Here is a 20,772-nt window from a genome sequence, read left to right on the forward strand (position 1 = left end):
TCCCTACAGGCGGGCCATGGCCTTCATGCGCAGGTAGGCGCTGACGCAGGCGTGGGCTAACCCGGCAGGCGGTGCTTCCACCACTTCGGCCCCGGCCGTGCGTAGTTGCGCCGCCACGACGGCCCGCGCCTCCAGCACGTCGACAGCCACCGAGGCGGCGTAGCCGTCCGCCACGTTCGCCGGCGGCGTGCGCAGCAAGCCGGCCAAGTCGGGGTCGGTGACGCTGGCCACGACGACGACATGGCGGCGAGCCAGCACCGGCACGGCGTCGACCAGGGGACGGGCGGCCGACTCTTCGAGCAGGTCGGTGAGGACGAGCACGAGCGACCGCTTGGCCCCACCCACCGTGTGGAAGGCGAGCTCGTAGTCGCTGTCGACCGACGTCGGCTCCACATCGAACAAGGCGTCCACCACGGCGCGGCCCCCCGCTCGCCGGGGCCGCACCTGTCGGCGGATGGCCGAGTCGAAGGCCACGGCGCCGCACCGGTCGCCTACTTCGTCGGCCACCAAGGCCACCGCCGCCACCGCGTCGAGGGCGATGTCGAGCCGCGTGGTGCGCGGCGTCACCGGCGCCGTCATCAGGCGCCCGCAGTCGACGACGCACAACACGTCGCGGTCCTGGTCGAGCCGGTACTGGTTGCTCATGGGCCGTTCCAGCCGCGCCGTGGCCCGCCAGTTCACTTGGCGGATGTCGTCGTCGGGCGAGTAGTCGCGCATCGACTCGAAGTCGGTGCCCAGGCCCAGCGCCCCCCGGGTCAACCGGCCCTGCTCGCGCAACTGCCCGAAGCGCACGGCCGTGGCCAAGCGGCGGGCGGCGGGCAGGTCGGGGTAGACGGCCACCTCGGCAGGCTCGCCCACCCGATGGTCCCAACGGCCGAGGCCGAGCGGGCCGGTGGTGCGCGCCACGGGCGCGGGCAGCACGTGGCGCCCGCGCCGCAACGGCGTCAGCGTGGCCTCCAGCCTGCCCACCGCGTCGGTGGGCTCGACCCGGAGGTCGGGAGGCACCGGCTGGCGCACTGCGACCACGGCCCCCGGCGCACTGCCTTCGACGACAAGGTGGGCGGCCACGCCCCGGGCCAGCACCGTCGGCGCTGTTCGCTCGACGGCGGGCGCACGGCGGGCGGCCGCCATGTCGACGGCGACCGCACCGAGCAGGGCCACCACGCCGAGCAACGCCAGCCCCGGCGGGACCACCAGCGCGGAGAGCGCCAACACCCCGAGGACGACGACCGCCCTCGGGCTGGGGCTCATCGGGGGACGGGGACCGCGGCGATGGCGGTGGCGATGGCGTCGTCGGGGCGGTAGCGCTCCAGTTCCGCCTCGGGCCGCAGCTGCAGCCGATGGCGCAACACGGGTGGAGCCATGCGGATCACGTCGTCGGGCGTCACGAAGTCGCGACCCTCCAGGCGGGCCGCCGCCTTGGACGCCGCCAACAGGTGGACGGCGGCGCGGGGGCTGGCGCCGAGCGACACGCTCGGCAGGTCGCGGGTGCGGCGCACCACGCCCGCCACGTAGGCCGTGACCTCGTGGCTCACCGTGGTGGCATCGACTTCGGCGCGCGCCGCCAGCAGTGCGTCCCCCGACGTCACCGCCTCCACGTCGTCGAGCGTCACCGGGCTCACGCCGTGGTGGGTCAATTGCAGCAGCGCCACCTCGTCGGCCTCGGACGGGTAGCCGACGTCGAGCTTGAGCAGGAAGCGGTCGAGCTGGGCCTCGGGCAACGGGTAGGTGCCCTCGTACTCGATGGGGTTCTGGGTGGCGATGACGAGGAAGGGCTCGGGCAACGGCCGGGGTTCGCCCTCCACCGACACCTGTTGCTCCTGCATCGCCTCCAACAGCGCCGCCTGCGTCTTGGGCGGGGTGCGGTTGATCTCGTCGGCCAGCAGCACGTTGGTGAACACCGGCCCCGGCCGGAAGGCCAGCTCGCGGCCCCGAAGCGTCATGGTGCCGGTGATGTCGGACGGGAGCATGTCGGGGGTGAACTGCACTCGGCGGAACTCCACGCCGAGGGTGCGGGCCAGTGCGTTGGCCGTCAGCGTCTTGGCCACGCCGGGCACGCCCTCGAGCAGGACGTGGCCACCGACGACGGCGGCGGCCAAGAGGAGCTCGACGACATCGGCTTGCCCGACCACCACCTTTGTGACCTCGGCCGTCACGTCGTCGCGCAGGCGCGCCAACTCGCCGCTGCCTGCCGTGCGCCTGGTGCGCGTCACCATGTCGATCCCTCCAGCCTGGCCAGCGCTCGTGCCGCCGCCAGGATGTCGTCGTCCCCGGTCGGGGTCTTGGTCAATGCCTCGAGCTCGTCGTCGGCCAGGCCCAGTCGTGCGGCCGCGACGACAACATCGTCGTCGGGCGCATCGGGCGGCAAGCCTGCCCTGGCCACCACGCGTCGGCGCGCAGCGCGCTGCAGCGGCCGCGCCGCGGCGGCGGGTTCGCCGGTCTTGGCCAGGGTTGCACCCACGGCGTCGACGTAGGCGCGGCGGGGCGGAGGCAGCTCCCGCTCCAACTCGTCGGGCGGGCCGAAGCGCCGGCCCTTCGACCACATCCACGCCAGCGCGGCGAGGGCGCCGAGGAAGAGCGCCCACTTCCAGCGGCTCGGCAGGGCGCCGAGTCCCACGGAATCGGCGTAACCGTGGGCGGCTTCGGCGAAGCGGACGGGGCGGCGGGCCTCGCCTGCCGCGGCCAGGGCGAAGGCGGCGTTGTCGGCCTCGTCGAGGAACCGGTTCTGCAAGACGGACGCATCGGCCAGTGCCACCACCCGGCCCTGCCCCACGGTGGCGACTGCGGCCAGCACCTGTGGGCCGTCGGCCAGGACAGGCAGGCCGCCCGCGGCGTGGCGCCAGCTGCCGTTGCCTGCGGCGCGAACCTCACCGACCGCCGCCACCTCGCTCACCGGCACCAGCGGGCGGGCACGCTCGGCACCCGAGGCCGACCAGTCGAGGTCGGTACCGAGCAGGCGCCGCAAGGCCGGGTTGGTGCGTGGCCCGGCGGCGATCAAACGGCCACCGCCACGCACGAAGGCGGCCACGGCGTCGGCCTCCTCCGTCGAGAGGTCGTCGGGGTCGGCCATCACCAAGGTCGTCTCGACGGCCAAGTCGGCCTCGTCGAGTGACGTGCGCAGGCGTTCGACGGGGTGGCCGCGCGCTTGGAGGAGGTCGGCGTACGCCGCCAAGCCGTCGTCGGCGGTGGCATACGACGACGACGTCGGCCCCCCGGGCGTGGTGCCCACGATGCTGCGCAGCATTCCGAGCGCGAGGTTGAGGGCGACGATGACGGCTATCAGCGCGGTGACGCCGCGAGCCGCGGGCGACAGGCCCCGCCACCACGTCATCGCCGCGCCTCTTGCAACACGCGAGGCCAGTCGCGTCGGGCGGCTGCCACGTCGTCGGCGTCGGCCGGCTCACCGGCGTAGGCCACTGCCTCGAAGGTGGTGGTCAGGTCGCGCATGGTGTCCGATCGCAGGCGTCGACGCAGTTCTCCCGTGGTGAGGGAGGGCCGGAGCTCCACCACGCCCGCCGCATCGAGGCGCAACAGTCCCGCTCGAAAGCGCAGCCGCACGGCGAGGTCGTAGTCGCCGCTGCGCTCGGCGTCGTCGGCTTGATGTTCGAGGGCGGCGGGGTCGTCGTGCCGTCGACGGCGGAACTCGCGCCCCTCGTCGGAGGCGACCGCCGCTGCCTTTCGGCGTGACACGAGGCGTGCCGCAACAGCCACGGCGACGGCGACGACCGCCAGCCCGAGCACACCCTTGGCCCAGTCGGGGATGCTGAGCTTGGCCAGCAGGTCGCCGATCGGCCGCAACCAACCGCCGATGCGGCGAAGCACGCCGCGCAGCGGTCGCGGGGGTTCCGCCGGGTTGTAACGACGGCCGTCGAGGATGCGCTTGGCGTCGTCGCGAGCTCCGACGACCGGAGCGCCCTCCGCGCCTTCTGCCAACGTCCGTAGTCGCGACCGGCGCTCTGTCTCGTCGGCACCTTCGAGGGCGGCGGCCACGTCGACGGGGCGACCGTCGACCCGTCGCACCTCCGTCAACTCCCGTCGCGCCTCGGGGTCGTGCTCGGCCCGGGCCGCCAAGGTGCGCAGTTCACTCGCCGTCACCTCTTCAGCCGCCGTTGCCGCCCCTGTCGAGGTACCGACGCCGACGAAGAGGACGATCAGGAGGCAGGCGAGGCGCTCACGCATCCGGTGGCCGCCACCCGGGGGGAGGCGGCCAGAACGGCGGCTCCGCACCGGCCGACGGCGGTGGGGGAGGCGGCGGCGGGAGGAACGTCGGTCGCGCACCCGCGGGCGGCGCCACGCCGACGTCGCGTGCCAGCAGCTCGACGTCGAAGCCTTCCTTGCGCACGCGGAGGTCGAAGTAGAGGACCGTCGCCACTGCCGCGGTGAACGGGGTCACAACGGCGCCCGCCAGGGTGGCGCCGATGGCGCCGACGACCACTGCCACGATGTCGCTGTCGGTGGCACCCAACGCCAGCTCCACGACGCCGGTCAGCATGCCCGACACGATCACGCCCAGGAGGAAGCCGAGGAAGACCACCGCGGCCACCGGCCACCAACGACCCTTTGTCAGCGACCTCGATCGCTTCAACGCCCGTGTGCCCCGGACGTTCTCGACGAAGAGGACGGGAATGGCGACCGAGAACGCCGCCCACAGGTAGATCCCGGGAACGATGCAGAAGAGGAAGCCGATGACGATCACGAATCCCATCAGGATCGACAGCCAGATCAGCGCCCACAACCGTTTCCGGGCGAAGCGAAGGGATTCGGGCCAGTCGACGTCCTCACCCAGGTAGGTGGCGCTCACGATGCGGAAGGCAGCTCCCGTCGCCAACTGGGTGGCCAGGTACCCGGCGAAGCCGAGCACGATGGCCGCAGCCACGAAGGCCCAGATCTGCTCGACGTCGACCTCGGGGAGCCCGGTGGCGGGATCGATCGTGGAGAACTCCTCGCGGTCCAGGGGTTCCACCAGGGAGAGCTCGACCAGCGCCGACAGGAAGTGCACGGGTGCGACCACCACGGCCACTGCCTTGACCAGTGTGAGGAACCGGTTCCGGTAGAGCTTGATCGCCACGTCGAGTATCTCGCCGACACCGAGGGGGCGGAGACTGGCCGCGTCCATGCGCGCTCACACTAACGGCGGGTAAGCGGGCGCGTGCCGGCATCATGAGCGACCATGCACCTGACCGTCACCGTGAACGGCGAGCAGCGGGAAGGCGACGTGGAACCGCGGCTGCTCCTCGTGCACTACCTGCGCGACGTGCTCGGGCTGACGGGCACCAACGTCGGCTGTGACACGTCGTCGTGCGGCGCCTGCACCGTCCTTTTCGACGGCGAGTCGGTGAAGTCGTGCACGGTGCTCGCCGTCCAAGCCGACGGGGCGGTGGTGACAACCGTCGAAGGGCTGTCGTCGGGCGACCTGCACCCGGTGCAGCAGGCGTTCCGCGAGAACCACGGGCTCCAGTGCGGGTACTGCACGCCGGGCATGGTGATGGCCGCCGTGTCGCTGCTGCGGGAGAACCAGGCGCCTTCGGAAGCCGACGTGCGCGAGGGGCTGGAGGGCAACCTCTGCCGCTGCACCGGCTACCACAACATCGTGAAGTCGATCCTCGCCGCCGCCCGCATGCCTGGAGCCACCGAGGTGCCTGCGTGATCCCGGCCGCCTTCGAGTACGTGCGGGCGAGCTCGGTCGACGAGGCCCTGGCGTTGCTGGCGGAGCACGGCGAGGACGCCAAGCTCCTGGCGGGCGGGCACTCGCTGCTGCCCCTCATGAAGTTGCGGCTGGCCGTCCCCTCGGTCTTGATCGACGTCGGCCGACTGCGGGAGCTGTCGTTCGTCGACGAGCGCGACGACCACATCGCCGTCGGCGCCCTCACCCGGCACCACGACCTCGACGTGTCGCCGGTACTGCGTCGTGAGGTGCCGTTGTTGTCGGCCGCCGCCCACAGCATCGGCGATCCGCAGGTCCGGCACCGGGGCACGCTCGGCGGCAGCCTGGCCCACGCCGACCCCGCTTCCGACTTGCCCGCCGTGGCGCTGGCCACGCGAGCGACGCTGGTGGTGCGGGGGCCGGCCGGCGAGCGGGTGATCGAGGCCGACGACTTCTTCCGCGGTTTTCTGGAGACGGCGTTGGAGCCGGGCGAGATCCTTGCCGAGGTGCGCTTCCCCAAGTTGGCCTCGGCGGGGTGGTCGTTCCAGAAGTTCACCCGTCGAGCGCAGGACTGGGCCATCGTCGGCGTGGCCGCTGTGCGCAACGGCACCGCCGGGGTGGCGTTGGTGAACATGGGCTCGACGCCGGTGCGGGCGGCTGCCGTGGAACAAGCGCTGGCCTCGGGAGCGTCGGTCGACGAGGCCGCTTCATTGGCCGCGGAGGGCACCGACCCGCCCGGCGACCTCCACGCCGGGCCTGACTTCCGTGCGCACCTCGCTCGCGTGCTGGTGCGGCGAGCGCTGGAGGAAGCGAGCCGCTGAAGTGAGCGAGCTCTCGGTCGAGTCGGTGCGAGCGGCGTTGGCCGAGCACGACTACCTGGCCGACGAAGGGCTGGCCACCGCCGTCTTCCTCGCCCTGCGCCTGCGCCGACCGCTGCTGCTCGAAGGGGAGGCGGGCGTGGGCAAGACCGAAGTGGCCAAGGTGCTGGCCCGGTGGACCGGTGGCGAACTGCTGCGGCTGCAGTGCTACGAAGGCATCGACGTCGCCCAAGCCGTCTACGAATGGGACTACGCCCGCCAGCTCCTCCACCTGCGCGCCGCCGAGGCCCGGGGCACCGACGTAGAGGACGAGCTCTACTCCGAGCGGTTCCTGGCCCGCCGCCCGCTGTTGCAGGCCATCGGCCATGACGGCGACGGCCCGCCGCCCGTGCTCCTGATCGACGAGGTCGACCGCGCCGACGACGAGTTCGAGGCCTTCCTGCTGGAGATCCTGTCGGACTACGCGGTGACCGTGCCCGAGCTCGGCACGTTCCGAGCGACGGTTCCGCCCGTGGTGGTCATCACGTCGAACCGCACCCGCGACGTGCACGACGCGCTCAAGCGCCGCTGCCTCTACCACTGGGTGGAGCACCCCGACTTCGAGCGCGAGGTGGAGATCGTGCGGCGTCGGGTGCCCGCGGTCAGCGTCGAGTTGGCGGGCGAGGTGGCTCGCGCCGTGGGGCGGCTGCGCGAGCTCGGGCTCTACAAGCCGCCGGGCGTGGCCGAGGCCATCGACTGGGCCGAAGCCTTGGGCGCACTGGGGCGTACGTCACTCGACGCCGCCACCGCCGAGGCCACCTTGGGCACGGTGCTGAAGTACCGCGAGGACCAACAGCGGGTGCGCTCGGCCGGGCTCGACGAGCTGTTGGCGGCGACCCGATGACCACGCCCGAGCGCATGGCGGTTGCCTTCGCCGCCGTGCTCCGAGGTACCGGGCTCGACGTCGGCGTGGGGCGTGTCGTGACCTTCACCGAGGCGCTGGCCGCGGTGGGCTTGGCGCGGCGCGACGGCGTGTACTGGGCGGGACGGGCCACGTTGCTCGCTCGGCCCGAAGACGTCGAGCTCTACGACCGGGCCTTCGAGGCGTTCTGGCTGGGCCTGCCCGCGCCCGCGGTGTTCGACGTCGATGCAGCGACGCCCCGGCCCGTGGCGGTGGAAACGTCGGCGTCGGCGTACAGCCCGCATGAACGCTTGCGGCACAAGGACTTTTCCGCTTACTCGCACGACGAGTGGTCGGAGGCCCGTCGACTCATGGCCGAGTTGCGGCTGTCGGGGTCGCGGCGTCGGTCTCGGCGCTTGGCGCCCGGTCGGCGGGGGCGGCCCGACGTGCGACGCACCGTGCGCGCCGCCCTGCGAACGGGCGGCGAAGTAGTGGCCCGTCCCCGGCTGGCGCCGTCGCACCGACCCCGGCGAGTGGTGCTCCTGTGCGACGTCAGCGGGTCGATGGAGCCCTACGCTCGGGCACTGGCCCGGTTCCTGCACGTCGCCGTGGCCGGCGGCAGTCGGGTGGAGGCGTTCGCGTTGGGCACCCGCCTGACCCGGGTCACCCGCGAGCTGTCGTCGCGCGACCCCGACGCCGCCTTGGCGGCTGCGGCCCAGGCCGTGGCCGACTGGAGCGGCGGCACCCGCTTGGGCGAGGGGCTGCAACGGTTCAACGACGAGTGGGGCGTGCGGGGCATGGCCCGCGGCGCGGTCGTGGTGGTGCTGTCCGACGGGTGGGACCGCGGCGATCCCGCCGTGCTCGTCGAGCAGCTGCGGCGCCTCACCCGGGTGGCCCATCGCCTGGTGTGGGTCAACCCGCTCAAGGCATCGCCCGGCTACGAACCGCTGGCCCGGGGCATGGCTGCGGCCATGCCGTTCGTCGACGAGTTCCTCGACGGCCATTCGTTGGCGTCCCTGGAGGCGTTGGCCGAGGCGGTGGCTCGGTGAAAGAGGTGCTCGACGACATCGGACGCTGGCGGGCCGCGGGCCGGCGCATCGCCATTGCGCGGGTCGTCGGCGTGGAAGGGTCGGGGCCGCGTGACCCCGGGGCCACCATGGCGGCGAACGAAGACGGCGAGGTGGCCGGGTCGGTGTCGGGCGGTTGCGTGGAAGGCGCGGTGCTCACCGAAGCGCTCGACGTGCTGTCCACGGGCACGCCGCGCACGGTGAGCTTCGGCTACTCCGACGACGAAGCCTTCGCCGTCGGGCTTACGTGTGGGGGCACCATCGCCGTCTACATCGAGCCGCTCGACTGGAGCGACACGCTGGCCGCCGCCCTGCGGGCCGAAGCGCCGGTGGCGGTGGTGACCGAGATCGAGGGGCCGCACGTGGGCGCCCGGCTCGTCGTGCGGCCCGATGCCGACGCCGAAGGAACGTTGGGCGACGCCGAGCTCGACCGGGTGGTGGCCCGTGACGCACTGGGCGAGTTGGCGTCGGGGTTGACGGTGATCCGCCACTACGGCCTGCGCGGCGAGGCCCGCCGCCGCGACGTCGCCGTGTTCGTGGAGTCGTTCGCCCCGCCTCCGCGTATGGTGATCTTCGGGGCGGTCGACTTCACCGCCGCGCTGGCGAGGGTGGGCAAGGCATTGGGCTTCCGGGTCACCGTCTGCGACGCCCGTGCCGTGTTCGCCACGCCGGCACGTTTCCCCATGGCCGACGAGGTGGTGGTCGACTGGCCCGATCGGTACCTGGCCAAGGTGGGCGACGACCTCGGGCCGCGTGACGCCGTGTGCGTGCTCACCCACGACCCCAAGTTCGACGTGCCCGCCATCACTGCCGCCCTGCGCACCGAGGTCGGCTACGTCGGTGCCATGGGGTCGCGGCGAACGCACGCGGCGCGGCTCGAACGGCTGCGGGAGGCGGGCGTGACCGACGACGACTTGGGCCGCCTGCTGGCGCCCATCGGCCTCGACATCGGCGCTCGCACGCCGGAGGAGACGGCGGTGTCGATCTGCGCCGAGGTCATCGCCTTGCGTACCGGCAGGCGCGCACCGTCGTTGCGCGACAGCGACGGGCCCATCCACGCGCCGACGAGCGGCGTGCCGGGCGCTTTGGGAGACTGAGGGCGATGCTCGAAAAGTCGGCGGTCCCCCCGAGCGACGCAGAGCGCGACCATGCCGTGGCCACGCTGCGCACGCATTGCGCCGACGGGCGGTTGACGCTCGACGAGTTTGCCGACCGTGTCTCGGCGGCGATCCAGGCCCGCACCTCGGCCGAACTGGCCACGGTGACCGCCGACCTCCCGCCTGCGCAGTTGGACCAGGAGCGGCCGCCGGCTACCGCGTGGGTCGTTGCCGTCATGTGCGGGGCCAAGCGCCGCGGGCGGTGGCGCATGGGCGAACAGGTCAACGCCTTCGCCTTTTGGGGTGGCTGCCACCTCGACCTGCGGGCCGCGGAGATGACGACCCCGGTCGTGCACGTGTCGGCCGTGGCCATCATGGGCGGCATCGAGATTGTGGTGCCCGAGGGCGTGCAGGTCGAAGTCGACGGCATCCCCCTCATGGGCGGCATCGAGCGCCGCATCCGCGACGTGCCGACACTGCCGGGCACGCCGGTGATCAAGGTCAAGGCGTTCGCCTTCTGGGGCGGCGTGACGGTGCGCAGCAAGCCCAGCCGCACCAACGAGCAGCGGGCCATCGGTGAAGAAGACCGCCGGTCGCGATCGCTGGAGCGGGTGGCCGCCGCCGTGCAGGAGGAGCGTCCCGACCTCAGCCGCGATGCCATGCCCGACGGCACGGTGACGATCCTGTTCAGCGACATCGAGGACTTCACCGGGCTGACCGAGCGGTTGGGCGACCTGCGGGCCCAGGACATCGTGCGAGCCCACAACGAGATCGTGCGGGCGCAGGTGGCGACGTGCGGCGGGCGTGAAGTGAAGTCGCAGGGCGACAGCTTCATGGTGTCGTTCGCCGGTGCGTGGCGGGGGGTGCGGTGCGCCATCGGGATCCAGCGGGCGTTCTCCGAGTGGTCGGAGAAGCACCCGGAGACGCCGTTGCGGGTGCGGATCGGCCTGCACACCGGCGAGGCCATCCGGGAAGAGGACGACTTGTTCGGGCGCAGCGTGATCCTGGCCGCCCGCATCGCCGCGTCGGCCGAGGGCGGCACCATCCTGGTGTCGTCGCTGCTGAAGGAGTTGGCCGACTCGAGCGGCGAGTTCCGTTTCGGCGAGCCGCGTCGCACAGCGCTCAAGGGCTTGTCAGGGGAACATGTCGTCTACCCCGTGGAGTGGGAAGCCGACGAATGACCGTGGCCGCCGTGGTGCTGGCGGCGGGGGCGAGCAGCCGGTTCGCTGGTGGGGCGCACAAGCTGGCCACGCCGTTCCGGGGCAAGCCGCTGGTGTGCTGGGCGGTCGAGGCGGCCGGTGCCGCCGGGCTCGACGAAATCTTGGTGGTGGAGGGGCGGACGGCGTTGCGCGACCTGCTCCCCGGCCACGTCACGGTCGTGGGCAATCCGTTGTGGGCAGACGGCCTGGCCACCTCGCTGCGGGCCGGCCTCGATGCGGCCGCGGCGTCCGGGCACGAGGCCGTCGTGGTCGGCTTGGGCGACCAGCCGCTCGTGCCTGCGACGGCGTGGCGGGCGGTGGCGGATGCCGGCGAGAGGCCCATCGCCGTGGCCACCTACGGGGGCAAACGTCGCAACCCGGTGCGGCTGCACCGGTCGGTGTGGCACCTGGTGCCGTCCACGGGCGACGCGGGCGCTCGGGCGTTGTACCGGGAGTTCCCTCACCTCGTGGGCGAAGTAGCGTGCGACGGGGAGCCCGCCGACATCGACACCGTGGAGGACTTGGCCCGATGGAGTTGACCAACGAGTTCCGGGTGGGCGTCCCCGTCGACCAGGCGTGGGCGGTGCTGACCGACGTCGAACGCATCGCGCCGTGCCTGCCGGGGGCAGAGCTGCAAGAGGTCGAAGGCGACGAGTACCGCGGCGTGGTCAAGGTCAAGGTCGGCCCCATCACCGCCCAGTACAAGGGCAAAGCCACGTTCGTGGAGCGCGACGACGCCGCCCATCGGGCCGTGCTGCGGGCCGAAGGACGCGACACCCGTGGAGCGGGCAACGCTAACGCCACCATCACGGCCACGTTGGTCGACGAGGGTGACGCCACCTTGGTGCAGGTCGTCACCGACCTGACGGTGACGGGCAAGGTCGCCCAGTTCGGCCGTGGCGTGCTGGCCGACGTCAGTGCCAAGTTGCTCGACCAGTTCGTGGAGTCGCTGGAGGCGGACGTGCTGTCTGCGCCTGCACCTGCTGCGCCTGGGGCCGAGGTGCCTGCGGCCGAGGTGCCTGCGGCCGAGGTACCTGCGGAGTCCGCAGGCGAGCCCGCCGCCCCCGCCGAGCCCGACCCGGCGTGGGCCGCTGCCGCCCCGCAACCGGAGGCCGAGGTGGCGGCCGTGGCCGTGGCCGAGCGTGCTGCGGAACCGTCGGCCAACGGATCGTCGTCGGGCGTGCGCAAGATCGAGTCCGCCGCCGCCAAGCCCGTCGACCTGCTCGATGCCGCAGGCGGCTCGGTCGCTCGTCGCGTCGGCCCGGCGGTGGGCGCCGTGGTGTTCCTGCTGTGGGTGTTCACCCGCCGCCGGCGGCGCAAGCACCGTTGAGCGACGAGCACGGGCGCATCGTCGTCCTCCTCGGGCGCGAGCCCCGAGGCGGCTACGACGTGGTGGTGCGCGACGACTCCGGTGACCCCGTGGTCATCCGCAACAAGCCGTTGTTGGCCGACGCCACGCCCATGCCCACCCTCTACTGGCTGGTGGGCGAGGCGGTGCGCGAGGCGGTGAGCCGGCTGGAGGCGGCGGGCGGCGTCAAGGAGGCCGAGTCTGCGGTCGACGCCGACGAGCTGGCTGCCGCCCACGCTCGGTACGCAGCCGAACGCGACGCCCTGTTGCCCGCCGATCACCGCGGGCCGCGTCCCAGCGGCGGGGTGGGCGGCACCCGGCTGGGGGTCAAGTGCCTCCACGCCCATTACGCGTGGTTCCTGGCGGGTGGCGACGACCCCGTCGGGCGGTGGGTGGCCGACCGGCTGGAGCAGCAGTGAACGTCGCCGCCATCGACTGCGGTACCAACTCCACCCGCCTGCTGGTGAACGACGGCGAGCGGACGCTGGAGCGCTTGATGCGCATCACCCGCCTGGGCCAAGGCGTCGACGCCACCGGGCGACTGGCCCCGGATGCGATCGAGCGCACGGCGGCGGTGCTGCGGGAGTACCGCGAGGTGATGGACCGCTTCGGGGTGGAGCGGGTGCGCATGACGGCCACGTCGGCGGCCCGTGACGCGGCCAACCGCGACGAGTTCTTCGACGTGGCCGAGAAGGTCGTGGGTGTTCGGCCCGAGTTGCTGCCCGGCGACGAAGAAGGGCGACTGTCGTTTCTGGGCGCCACCGCCGAGCTTGACCCCGGCGACGGGCCTTTCCTCGTGGTCGACATCGGCGGCGGCTCCACGGAGTTCGTGGTCGGCACCACCGAGCCCGACGGCGTGGTGTCGGTCGACATGGGCTGCGTGCGCATGACCGAGAAGTTCCTGCACTCCGACCCCCCTGCCGCCGAGGAGCTCTCACAGGCCATCTCGGTGGCCCATGCCCATCTGGAGGACGTGGCCCGTGCGTTGCCCACGTTGCGGGAGGCCAAGACGTTGGTGGGGCTGGCGGGCACGGTGTCGGCCATGGCCGCGGTGGAGATCGGCCTCCCTGCCTACGACCGCGACAGCATCCACCACTTCGTGCTGACGCGGGCGGCGGCCGAGGACGTGTTCCGCACCCTGGCCACGGAAGCCTTGGCCGACCGGGTGTGGAACCCCGGCCTCGAACCCGACCGCGCCGAGGTCATCGTGGGCGGCGCGCTGGTGCTCGTGACCATCCTGCGCCACTTCGACCTCGACGCCTGCTTGGTGTCGGAGTCCGACATCCTCGACGGGCTGGTGGCCTCGCAGGTGGGCTAGGTGGGCGTGACCTTGAGGATGCGGTCGCCACTGCCGTTGGACGTGGTGACGTAGAGGCTGCCGTCGGGGCCGAGCACCGGTGAGCGCAGGCGATCGGGCACGTCCAAGATGAGCTCGTGGGCGGTGACGTTGTTGCTGCCGTCGAGGAAGAAGGCCCGTAGTTGCCTGCCCTTCAGGCAGGCGACGACGAGGGCGCCGCTCCACGACTTCCACGCCGAGCCGGTGACAAAGGTGGCGCCCGAGGTGGCGATCGTCGGAGAGCCCGAGGCCCACGCGGGCCGCATGGCCGACGGGAACTTGGCCAGGTCGGTCATGGGCACGGACTGGTTGTAGTTGGGAACGGGGTCCCAGCCGCTGTTGCCGCCCGACTGCAACGGCGTGATCTCGTCGTCACGGTCGGGGCCGTGTTCCACGGAAAAGGCCTGCCCCGAGCCGGGCCGAAAGGCGAGCCCTTGGATGTTGCGGTGGCCGTAGGTGTAGATCCGGGAGGCCCCGATGTTGCCGGGCGCACCCGCCCCGCTCAGCTTGTCGATGCGCAGGACCTTGCCCGCCAGCGAGCCCAGGTCCTGCGGCGCCGTGCCGATCGTGCTGTCGCCGGTGCCGACCCACAAGAAGCCGTCGGGGCCGAACCGTGGTCGACAACCGGTATGGATGCCCGTGGTCGCCGGCGCGCCGCTGAACAACGGCCCGCCTGACCGGGTGGCCGTGGTGTACGCGTTGTCGACCGTCCAGGCGTAGAGGCGCACGTCGCGTGTGCTGCCGTTGGTCCACGTCTGGCACACGTAGATGCGCCGGTTGGCGGCGAAGTCGGGGTCGACGGCCATGCCGAGGACGCCGCCTTCGGTGTTGACGTAGGCGTCGCCGACCGTGGCGATCGTGCGCGGCGCCCCGCCGACCACGGCCCCGATGCGGCCGGGCCGCTCGGTGTAGAGGAGGGTGCCGTCGGGCGTGAAGCCGATGTCCCAGGGGATGGTCAGCCCTGAGGCCACGACCGAGACGGAAAGGCTCGGCGCCGTCCCCGGGAAGGCGAAGATGCCGCCGTCGGAGGCGACCAGCCAGTACCCGCCACCGCTCGGCGTCGCCGCCATGCCGACGACCGGCCGGTTGAGGGCCATGCTGCCGGTCGAGCCGTGGAAGGCAGCCGTCCCGAAGGTGAAGATGCCGCCGTCGCGGGCGACGGTCCAGTAGCCGCCGTTGGGATCGGCCGCCATGCCCACCATGGGTTGGTTGAGCGGGCGACCGCCCATGGAACCGAGGAACGGTGCCCCGCCGAAAGCGAAGATGCCGCCGTCGCGCGCCACCATCCAATAGCCACCGCCTGCGGCCGCGGCCATGCCCACGATGGGCTGGTTGAGCGGTTGGCCGCCCATCGATCCGGCGAAGGCAGCGTTGCCGAAGGTGAAGATGCCGCCGTCGGACGCCACCAGCCAGTACCCGCCGCCGTCGTTGGTGGCTGCCATGCCCACGATGGGAGCGTTCAACGGCTGGCCCCCCTTCGAGCCGAGGAAGGGAGCGCTTCCAAAGGCGAAGATGCCGCCGTCGCTCGCCACCATCCAGTAGCCGCCGCTCGGGTTGGCGGCCATGCCCACGATCGGGGAGTTGAGCGGTCGGCCGCCCATCGACCCGGCGAAGGCCGCGTTGCCGAAGGTGAAGATGCCGCCGTCGGAGGCGACCAGCCAGTAGCCGTCACCTTGCTGGGTGCGGGCCATGCCGACGATCGGCGCGTTGAGCGGTTGTCCGCCGGTCGACCCGTAGAAGTGTGCGGGGCCATGGTCGGCCTGGGCCGCAGCGGGAGCCACCAGCAGGACGACCAGGAGCAGCAACGAGAGGCGCCGAACGAACGTCATGCTTTCGAGGGTAGCGAGGGGTTGCGACGTTTTAGAGTGCGCAGCGTGCCGACCACCGATCGCGTCCTCATGGGACCCGGACCCTGCAACCCGTACCCGGAGGCGATGGCGGCTTTGGGGCGGCCGATGCTCGGCCATCTCGACCCCGAGTTCCTGGGCATCCTCGACGAGACGTGCGACCGGCTGCGGGCGGTGTTCAGGACCGACAACGCGCTCACGCTGCCGCTGTCGGGGACCGGCTCGGCGGGCATGGAGGCGGCGTTCGTGAACACCGTGCGCCCCGGCGACGTGGTGGTGGTCGGGGTGAACGGTGTGTTCGGCGAGCGCATGTGCGACGTGGCCGGCCGTTGCGGCGCGGAGGTGGTGCGGGTGGAGGCGCCGTGGGGGGAGCCGGTGGCGCCGGAACGGCTGCTCGCCGCACACCCCTCACCTGCGGTCATTGCCGTGGTGCACGCCGAGACCTCGACGGGCGTGCGCAACGACGTAGCCGCCCTGGGTGCGGGAAAGGGCGACGCCCTGTTGCTCGTCGACTGCGTGACGTCGCTCGCAGGCATCGAAGTCGACGTCGACGGATGGGGCGTCGACGTGGCCTACGCAGGCACGCAGAAGTGCCTCGGGGTGCCGCCCGGGCTGGCGCCGTTCACCATGAGCGAGCGGGCGCGTGAGCGGGCGGTGGAACGGCCGCAGTCGTGGTACCTCGACGTGGGCATGATCGGGAAGTACACGACGGCCGGGCAGGCGCGCACGTACCACCACACCGCGCCCATCTCCATGGTGTTCGCCCTGCACGGAGGCCTTGGCGCCGTGCTCGACGAGGGGCTGGAAGCGGCGTGGGCGCGGCACGCGGCGTGCGGGTCGGCGCTGCAGGCGGGCGTGGCGAAGCTGGGCTTCCGGCTGTTCGCGGCCGAGGGCCATCGGCTGCCGCAGCTGACGTCGGTGTGGGTGCCGGAGGGCATCGACGAAGCGGCGGTGCGACGGCGCTTGCTCGACGACTACGGCATCGAGGTGGGTGGGGGGCTCGGCCCCGTGGCGGGCAAGGTATGGCGCATTGGGTGCATGGGGCACACGGCCCGCATGCGCAACGTGACGTTGTTGGTGGGGGCTCTCGAGGAGGTATTGGGCCGTTGAGCGAGCCCGTGTGGTTCCCCACCGATCCTGCGGCGACGAACGTCGGGCGGTTCATGGCAGCCGAGGGCGTGGCGTCGTTCGACGAGCTGGTCGCTCGGTCGATCGACGAGCCGGAGTGGTTCTGGGCTGCGGTGGTCGACTTCCTGGGGCTGCCGTTCTCCCGCCGGTGGGACCGCGTGCTCGACACCACCGAGGGCATCCCCTGGGCCAAGTGGTTCGTGGGGGGTCGGCTGAACTTCGCCCAGGCCTGCTTGCGTCACGCGGGGTCGCGTCGGGCCCTCGTCTGGGAGGGCGAGGACGGCGAGGTGCGTTCGTGGACGTACGGCGAGCTGGCCGCCGAGGTCGACGGGCTGTGCGCGCTGTTGGCTTCGCGTGGCGTGGGCGTCGGCGACCGCGTCGGCATCTTCATGCCGATGGTCCCCGAGACGGTGGCCGCCGTGCTGGCCGTGGCCAAGCTGGGAGCGGTGTTCCTGCCGTTGTTCAGCGGCTACGGCGCAGGCGCGGTGGCGAGCCGACTGCAGGATGCGTCGGCTGTGGCCTTGATCACTGCGGACGGCACCTACCGCCGGGGCAAGCCGGTCGACATGTTGTCGGTGGCGGAAGAGGCGGTGATCGAGTGCCCGTCGGTGACGACGACGGTGGTGGTGCCTCGGCTGGGCCGAGGCGGCGGCGTGCCGTGGCCGGGCCCCGGTGAGCCCCAGCCGTTCGAGGAGGTCGACAGCGAGCACCCGTTGTTCATCGCCTACACGTCGGGCACGACGGGCAAGCCCAAGGGCTCGGTGCACGTGCACGCGGGCTGGCTGGCCAAGGTGGCGGAGGAGGGTGCCTTCCAGACCGACTGCGGGCCTGACGACACGCTGTTCTGGTTTACCGACATGGGCTGGATCATGGGGCCGTGGGAGGTCACGGCGGCGTTGGCCAACGGCGCCACGCTGGCCCTCTACGAGGGTGCGCCCGACTGGCCCGAGCCCGACCGGCTGTGGGCGTTCTTGGAACGGCACGGGGTCACGATCCTCGGCATCAGCCCGACCTTGGTGCGGGCGATGATGCCGCACGGCGACGAGCCGGTGCGTCGCCACGACCTCTCGGCGTTGCGCATCCTCGGGTCGACGGGCGAGCCGTGGAACGAGGGGCCGTGGCAGTGGTTCTTCTCGGTCGTGGGCGGCGGGCGGTGCCCGATCATCAACATCTCCGGCGGGACGGAGGTGGGCGCGTGCTTCTTGTCGCCCCACCCGGTGGCTCCGTTGAAGCCGATGTCGTTGGGCGGACCGTCGCTGGGCATGGCGGTCGACGTCTTCGACGACGACGGCAAGCCGGTGCGCGAAGCGGTGGGCGAGCTGGTGTGCACCCGTCCGTGGCCGGGGATGACGCGGGGGCTGTACCAGGCGCCGGAGCGCTACATCGAGACGTACTGGAGCCGCTGGCCCGACGTGTGGGTGCACGGCGACTGGGCGTCGGTCGATGCCGACGGCAATTGGTTCCTGCACGGGCGCAGCGACGACACCATCAAAGTGGCAGGCAAGCGGTTAGGGCCTGCCGAGGCGGAGTCGGCGGCGGTGGCGCATCCGGCCGTGCTGGAGGCGGCCGCAGTGGGCATCCCCGACGAGGTGAAGGGCGAGTCGCTCTGGATCTATGCGGTGCTGGTGCCGGGCACGGACGAGTCCGACACGCTGCGCTCCGAGATTGCCGCGGTCGTGGCCGACGCGCTGGGCAAGTCGTTCAAGCCGTCGGTGGTGCGGCTCTGCGACTCGCTGCCGAAGACCCGCAACGCCAAGGTGCTGCGCCGGGCGGTACGGGCCGTTGCCGTCGGAAAGGACCCCGGCGACCTGTCGTCGCTGGAGGACCCCGCCACCATCGAGGCAGTGCGGGCGGCCCGGTGATCAGGGCGCTGCCGCCCGTGCTCGAGGGACGACGGGTGTTCCTGCGGTCGCTGGGGACCGGCGACTTCCGGCAGTGGCAGGAGGTCCGGCGGCGCTGCCACGACTGGTTGACGAAGTGGGAGCCCGCGCCGTCGCCAGGGGCGCCCGACGTGGTCGACGACCCCCGGGCGTTTGCGGCTCGTTGCGGCGCCCGTGAACGCGAGCGGCAGTTGGGGACGGGCTACGGGTTCGGCGTGTTCGTCGACGGCCGCTTCGCCGGGGAGATCAACGTCTCCAACGTGGTGCGGGGCGCCACGCAGGGCTGCACGGTCGGGTACTGGGTCGACCAGGCGCAGGCGGGCCACGGGTACGTGCCCGAGGCACTGGTGCTGATCCTGCGCTTCGCCTTCGAGGAGTTGCAGTTGCACCGGGTGGAGATCGGCATCATCCCCCGCAACGCCGCCAGCCGGCGGGTGGTGGAGAAGCTCGCTATCCGCGAAGAAGGGTTGGCGCAGCGTTTCCTGCAGATCAACGGGCGGTGGGAGGACCACATCCGCTACGCCATGACGGCCGAGGAGTGGGCCGACCGGGCCGACGACCTGGTGAAGGAGTGGCTCTAGGCGGTTGCGTCGGGCTGGCGGACCACGGCGGGGGAGTGGCGGAAGAAGGCTTCCACGTCGGCGTCGTAGGTGTAGGCGGGGCGGCTGTCGCCCACCGTGCGCCGGAGGCGCTGGGCCCGGGCGAAGTTCTCGACGGCCCCCGCAGAGGTGTAGCGGTACTCGAAGCCGGCCTGCTTGAGCCGGCGGTTGTCGATGCCGCGGCCGTAGCGGAGGAGGTCGAGCGTCTCGGGCGGGAGGTCGACGATGCCGAGGCGGCTCAACGGCGACAAGGCCAGGTTGGTGAAGAAAGGGGGGAGCGGGGCCAGGCGCTTGTTGCAGATGGAGGCCACTTCGCTCCACGGCAGCCGACCGTCGCCCGCCACGTTGAAGATGCCGGGGACGTCGTTGCGCATGGCGAACTCGATGGAGCGCACCACGTCGTCTTCTTCGGCGAACTGCAACAACGGGTCGAAGCCGAAGACGGCGGGTGCGGCGGGCAGGTCGAGGGCTTTGGTCAGCGGCGTCACGATGTCGGTGCCGACGACGTTGGCGAAGCGCAGGAGGCTGACCGTGACATGGGGGTTGTCCTCGGCGAAGTCTCGTAGGTAGTCCTCGGCCTCCAGCAGCGAGCGCTCGACCCGGGTGCGGGGGGAGCGGCTGCGGGGGGTTTCCTCCCGGAACCACACGGGGTCGTCGGCGGTGGCGCCGTAGACGAGGGCCGACGACTTGACCACGATCTTGCGCACCGAACTGCCGGGGGCGCCCGCCGCAGCCAGGAGGTTCATGGTGCCGATGACGTTGATCTCGTGCAGGGTGCGCCCGCTCATGCGGGTCGAGTCGACGACCAGGAAGGTGTGGAGGATGGTGTCGACCTGGGTGGCCTGCACGATCCGACTGAGGATCGAGTAGCTCTGGTCGGACTTCACGAACTCGGTCCGCTCGAGGGGGATTTTGGGCGCTTCCCGGTCGAGGCCGACGATGACCTCGACGTTGGGGTCGGCCTCGAGGACCTGGGCGACGCGGCCGCCCCAGAAGCTGCCGAGGCCGGTGACGAGGACGCGGTGGCCCATCAGCCGAACCAGACGCTCTTGCGGCGGGCCAGCATCTCGTAGAGCGTGTCCTGCAGCTTCACCCGGATGTCCTCCGCTTCGTCCATGACCCGGCTCTTGGAATAGCGCTCTTGGTCGGGGGGCACGTCGATGTGCACCGGGTCGAGGACCCGGAGCTTGAACTTGGTGGGGAAGTAGAGGACGGTGCCCAACAGCGGCCCGAACACCAGGTGGTTGGCGGTGATAGGGACGTAGGGGACGCCCAGCATCTTGGCCAGCGAGGGGACCTTGAAGATGATCGGCATCGACTCTTCGGCGCCGACCACGGCGATGGGCACGATCGGCACCCCCGCCCGCATGGCGATCTCCACGAACCCGCCCCGACCGAAGCGGCGCAGGCGGTACTTCTCGTCGTAGGTCTTGCCCGGCCCCTTGCCGCCTTCCGGGAACACGAGGACCAGCTGCTGCTGCTCCCGCAGGAGGCGGTAGGCGTTCTCGGGGTGGGCGGGCACGCCGCCGGTGCGCGACCACAAGGTGCCAACGACCGGGACGGTCCGGAAGAAGTTGTCGGCCAAGCCGTAGACCGGTCGCCCCAGCTCCTCTTCGATCCCGTGGATGATCACCGGCGCGTCGGAGGGGATGGCCGCCGCATGGTTGGCAACGAGCAGTGCACCGCCGTTGCGGGGGATCTTCTCCAGGCCTTCCCACTCGACCCGGAACCAGCGCCGGTAGATGGGGTCGTAGAGGCGACGGGCCAGTTCCCGCATGCGCTCGGAGCGCCCCCACTCGTCGACGTCGGACAACCGGGGGTCGGCCGGGCCTTGCTTCGCCCGCGGCAGGGGGACGAGCTCGCCGCCCTTGGTCGACAGTTCTGGGCGTAGCTGCGTCGGATTCTCGGCCCCCATCGCCGTTGATCCTA

21 protein-coding genes are annotated in these 20,772 nt (G+C 71.8%); 13 read left to right on the plus strand and 8 right to left on the minus strand.

All coding sequences use genetic code 11. The features are described 5' to 3' along the window. Positions 1-3: 3 nt before the first annotated feature. The 5 genes from VM938_03725 to VM938_03745 are packed head-to-tail and all read right to left on the minus strand — an operon-like array spanning position 4 to position 5,116. Positions 4-1,251 (minus strand): DUF58 domain-containing protein, encoded by a 1,248-nt coding sequence (locus VM938_03725; protein HVF74133.1) that lies wholly within the window; start codon positions 1,249-1,251, stop codon positions 4-6. After that, the gene (locus tag VM938_03730; GenBank protein ID HVF74134.1) at positions 1,248-2,216 is read right to left on the minus strand and encodes a MoxR family ATPase; all 969 of its coding nucleotides are present in this window, start codon (positions 2,214-2,216) and stop codon (positions 1,248-1,250) included. The genes VM938_03725 and VM938_03730 overlap by 4 nt, the downstream gene beginning before the upstream one ends. Further along, positions 2,210-3,331 (minus strand): DUF4350 domain-containing protein, encoded by a 1,122-nt coding sequence (locus VM938_03735; protein HVF74135.1) that lies wholly within the window; start codon positions 3,329-3,331, stop codon positions 2,210-2,212. Before VM938_03735 ends, VM938_03730 begins: the two co-directional genes overlap by 7 nt. Beyond that, the gene (locus VM938_03740) at positions 3,328-4,179 is read right to left on the minus strand and encodes a DUF4129 domain-containing protein (protein ID HVF74136.1); all 852 of its coding nucleotides are present in this window, start codon (positions 4,177-4,179) and stop codon (positions 3,328-3,330) included. The genes VM938_03735 and VM938_03740 overlap by 4 nt, the downstream gene beginning before the upstream one ends. After that, complete coding sequence (locus VM938_03745) at positions 4,172-5,116, minus strand: hypothetical protein (GenBank protein ID HVF74137.1); 945 nt, start codon at positions 5,114-5,116, stop codon at positions 4,172-4,174. Before VM938_03745 ends, VM938_03740 begins: the two co-directional genes overlap by 8 nt. A 54-nt stretch (positions 5,117-5,170) precedes the next feature. On the opposite strand from VM938_03745, the gene VM938_03750 reads away from it, so the two are divergent. Genes VM938_03750 through VM938_03795 form a run of 10 tightly spaced genes read left to right on the plus strand, consistent with a single transcriptional unit; the run spans position 5,171 to position 13,371 of the window. Next, positions 5,171-5,647 (plus strand): (2Fe-2S)-binding protein, encoded by a 477-nt coding sequence (locus VM938_03750; protein ID HVF74138.1) that lies wholly within the window; start codon positions 5,171-5,173, stop codon positions 5,645-5,647. After that, positions 5,644-6,465: a xanthine dehydrogenase family protein subunit M gene (locus VM938_03755; GenBank protein HVF74139.1), complete on the plus strand. Its 822-nt coding sequence runs from the start codon at positions 5,644-5,646 to the stop codon at positions 6,463-6,465. Before VM938_03750 ends, VM938_03755 begins: the two co-directional genes overlap by 4 nt. 1 nt (position 6,466) lies before the next feature. Next, entirely contained in the window at positions 6,467-7,345 is an 879-nt protein-coding gene (locus VM938_03760; GenBank protein ID HVF74140.1) for a MoxR family ATPase, read from the plus strand. After that, a complete protein-coding gene (locus VM938_03765) occupies positions 7,342-8,391 on the plus strand; it encodes a VWA domain-containing protein (protein ID HVF74141.1) in 1,050 nt (349 codons plus the stop codon). Before VM938_03760 ends, VM938_03765 begins: the two co-directional genes overlap by 4 nt. Continuing rightward, a complete protein-coding gene (locus tag VM938_03770; GenBank protein HVF74142.1) occupies positions 8,388-9,506 on the plus strand; it encodes an XdhC family protein in 1,119 nt (372 codons plus the stop codon). Before VM938_03765 ends, VM938_03770 begins: the two co-directional genes overlap by 4 nt. Before the next feature lie 5 nt (positions 9,507-9,511). Further along, positions 9,512-10,687, plus strand: a complete 1,176-nt coding sequence (locus tag VM938_03775; protein ID HVF74143.1) for an adenylate/guanylate cyclase domain-containing protein — start codon at positions 9,512-9,514, stop codon at positions 10,685-10,687. Continuing rightward, the gene (locus VM938_03780; protein ID HVF74144.1) at positions 10,684-11,244 is read left to right on the plus strand and encodes a nucleotidyltransferase family protein; all 561 of its coding nucleotides are present in this window, start codon (positions 10,684-10,686) and stop codon (positions 11,242-11,244) included. The genes VM938_03775 and VM938_03780 overlap by 4 nt, the downstream gene beginning before the upstream one ends. Then, positions 11,235-12,035, plus strand: a complete 801-nt coding sequence (locus tag VM938_03785; GenBank protein HVF74145.1) for an SRPBCC family protein — start codon at positions 11,235-11,237, stop codon at positions 12,033-12,035. The genes VM938_03780 and VM938_03785 overlap by 10 nt, the downstream gene beginning before the upstream one ends. After that, a complete protein-coding gene (locus VM938_03790) occupies positions 12,032-12,472 on the plus strand; it encodes a DUF501 domain-containing protein (GenBank protein ID HVF74146.1) in 441 nt (146 codons plus the stop codon). Before VM938_03785 ends, VM938_03790 begins: the two co-directional genes overlap by 4 nt. Continuing rightward, positions 12,469-13,371: a Ppx/GppA phosphatase family protein gene (locus VM938_03795; GenBank protein ID HVF74147.1), complete on the plus strand. Its 903-nt coding sequence runs from the start codon at positions 12,469-12,471 to the stop codon at positions 13,369-13,371. The genes VM938_03790 and VM938_03795 overlap by 4 nt, the downstream gene beginning before the upstream one ends. On the opposite strand, the gene VM938_03800 is transcribed toward VM938_03795, so the two are convergent. Then, positions 13,368-15,218, minus strand: a complete 1,851-nt coding sequence (locus VM938_03800) for a PQQ-dependent sugar dehydrogenase (GenBank protein ID HVF74148.1) — start codon at positions 15,216-15,218, stop codon at positions 13,368-13,370. The genes VM938_03795 and VM938_03800 overlap by 4 nt on opposite strands. Before the next feature lie 105 nt (positions 15,219-15,323). Between VM938_03800 and VM938_03805 the strand changes: the two genes are divergently transcribed. The 3 genes from VM938_03805 to VM938_03815 are packed head-to-tail and all read left to right on the plus strand — an operon-like array spanning position 15,324 to position 18,825. Then, positions 15,324-16,346 (plus strand): alanine--glyoxylate aminotransferase family protein, encoded by a 1,023-nt coding sequence (locus VM938_03805; GenBank protein HVF74149.1) that lies wholly within the window; start codon positions 15,324-15,326, stop codon positions 16,344-16,346. Continuing rightward, positions 16,343-18,226 (plus strand): AMP-binding protein, encoded by a 1,884-nt coding sequence (locus tag VM938_03810; protein ID HVF74150.1) that lies wholly within the window; start codon positions 16,343-16,345, stop codon positions 18,224-18,226. Before VM938_03805 ends, VM938_03810 begins: the two co-directional genes overlap by 4 nt. Next, positions 18,223-18,825, plus strand: a complete 603-nt coding sequence (locus VM938_03815; GenBank protein ID HVF74151.1) for a GNAT family protein — start codon at positions 18,223-18,225, stop codon at positions 18,823-18,825. Before VM938_03810 ends, VM938_03815 begins: the two co-directional genes overlap by 4 nt. On the opposite strand, the gene VM938_03820 is transcribed toward VM938_03815, so the two are convergent. Both VM938_03820 and VM938_03825 read right to left on the minus strand, forming a co-directional pair. Continuing rightward, on the minus strand, positions 18,822-19,874 hold the full coding sequence (locus tag VM938_03820) for an NAD-dependent epimerase/dehydratase family protein (protein HVF74152.1): 1,053 nt from the start codon (positions 19,872-19,874) through the stop codon (positions 18,822-18,824). The two genes, VM938_03815 and VM938_03820, sit on opposite strands and share 4 nt — an antisense overlap. Then, positions 19,874-20,758, minus strand: coding sequence for a lysophospholipid acyltransferase family protein (locus tag VM938_03825; GenBank protein ID HVF74153.1), 885 nt, complete (start codon positions 20,756-20,758; stop codon positions 19,874-19,876). The genes VM938_03820 and VM938_03825 overlap by 1 nt, the downstream gene beginning before the upstream one ends. Positions 20,759-20,772 lie beyond the last annotated feature (14 nt).

The sequence above is a fragment of the Acidimicrobiales bacterium genome (assembly GCA_035536915.1).
Taxonomy (GTDB): domain Bacteria; phylum Actinomycetota; class Acidimicrobiia; order Acidimicrobiales; family JAHWLA01; genus JAHWLA01.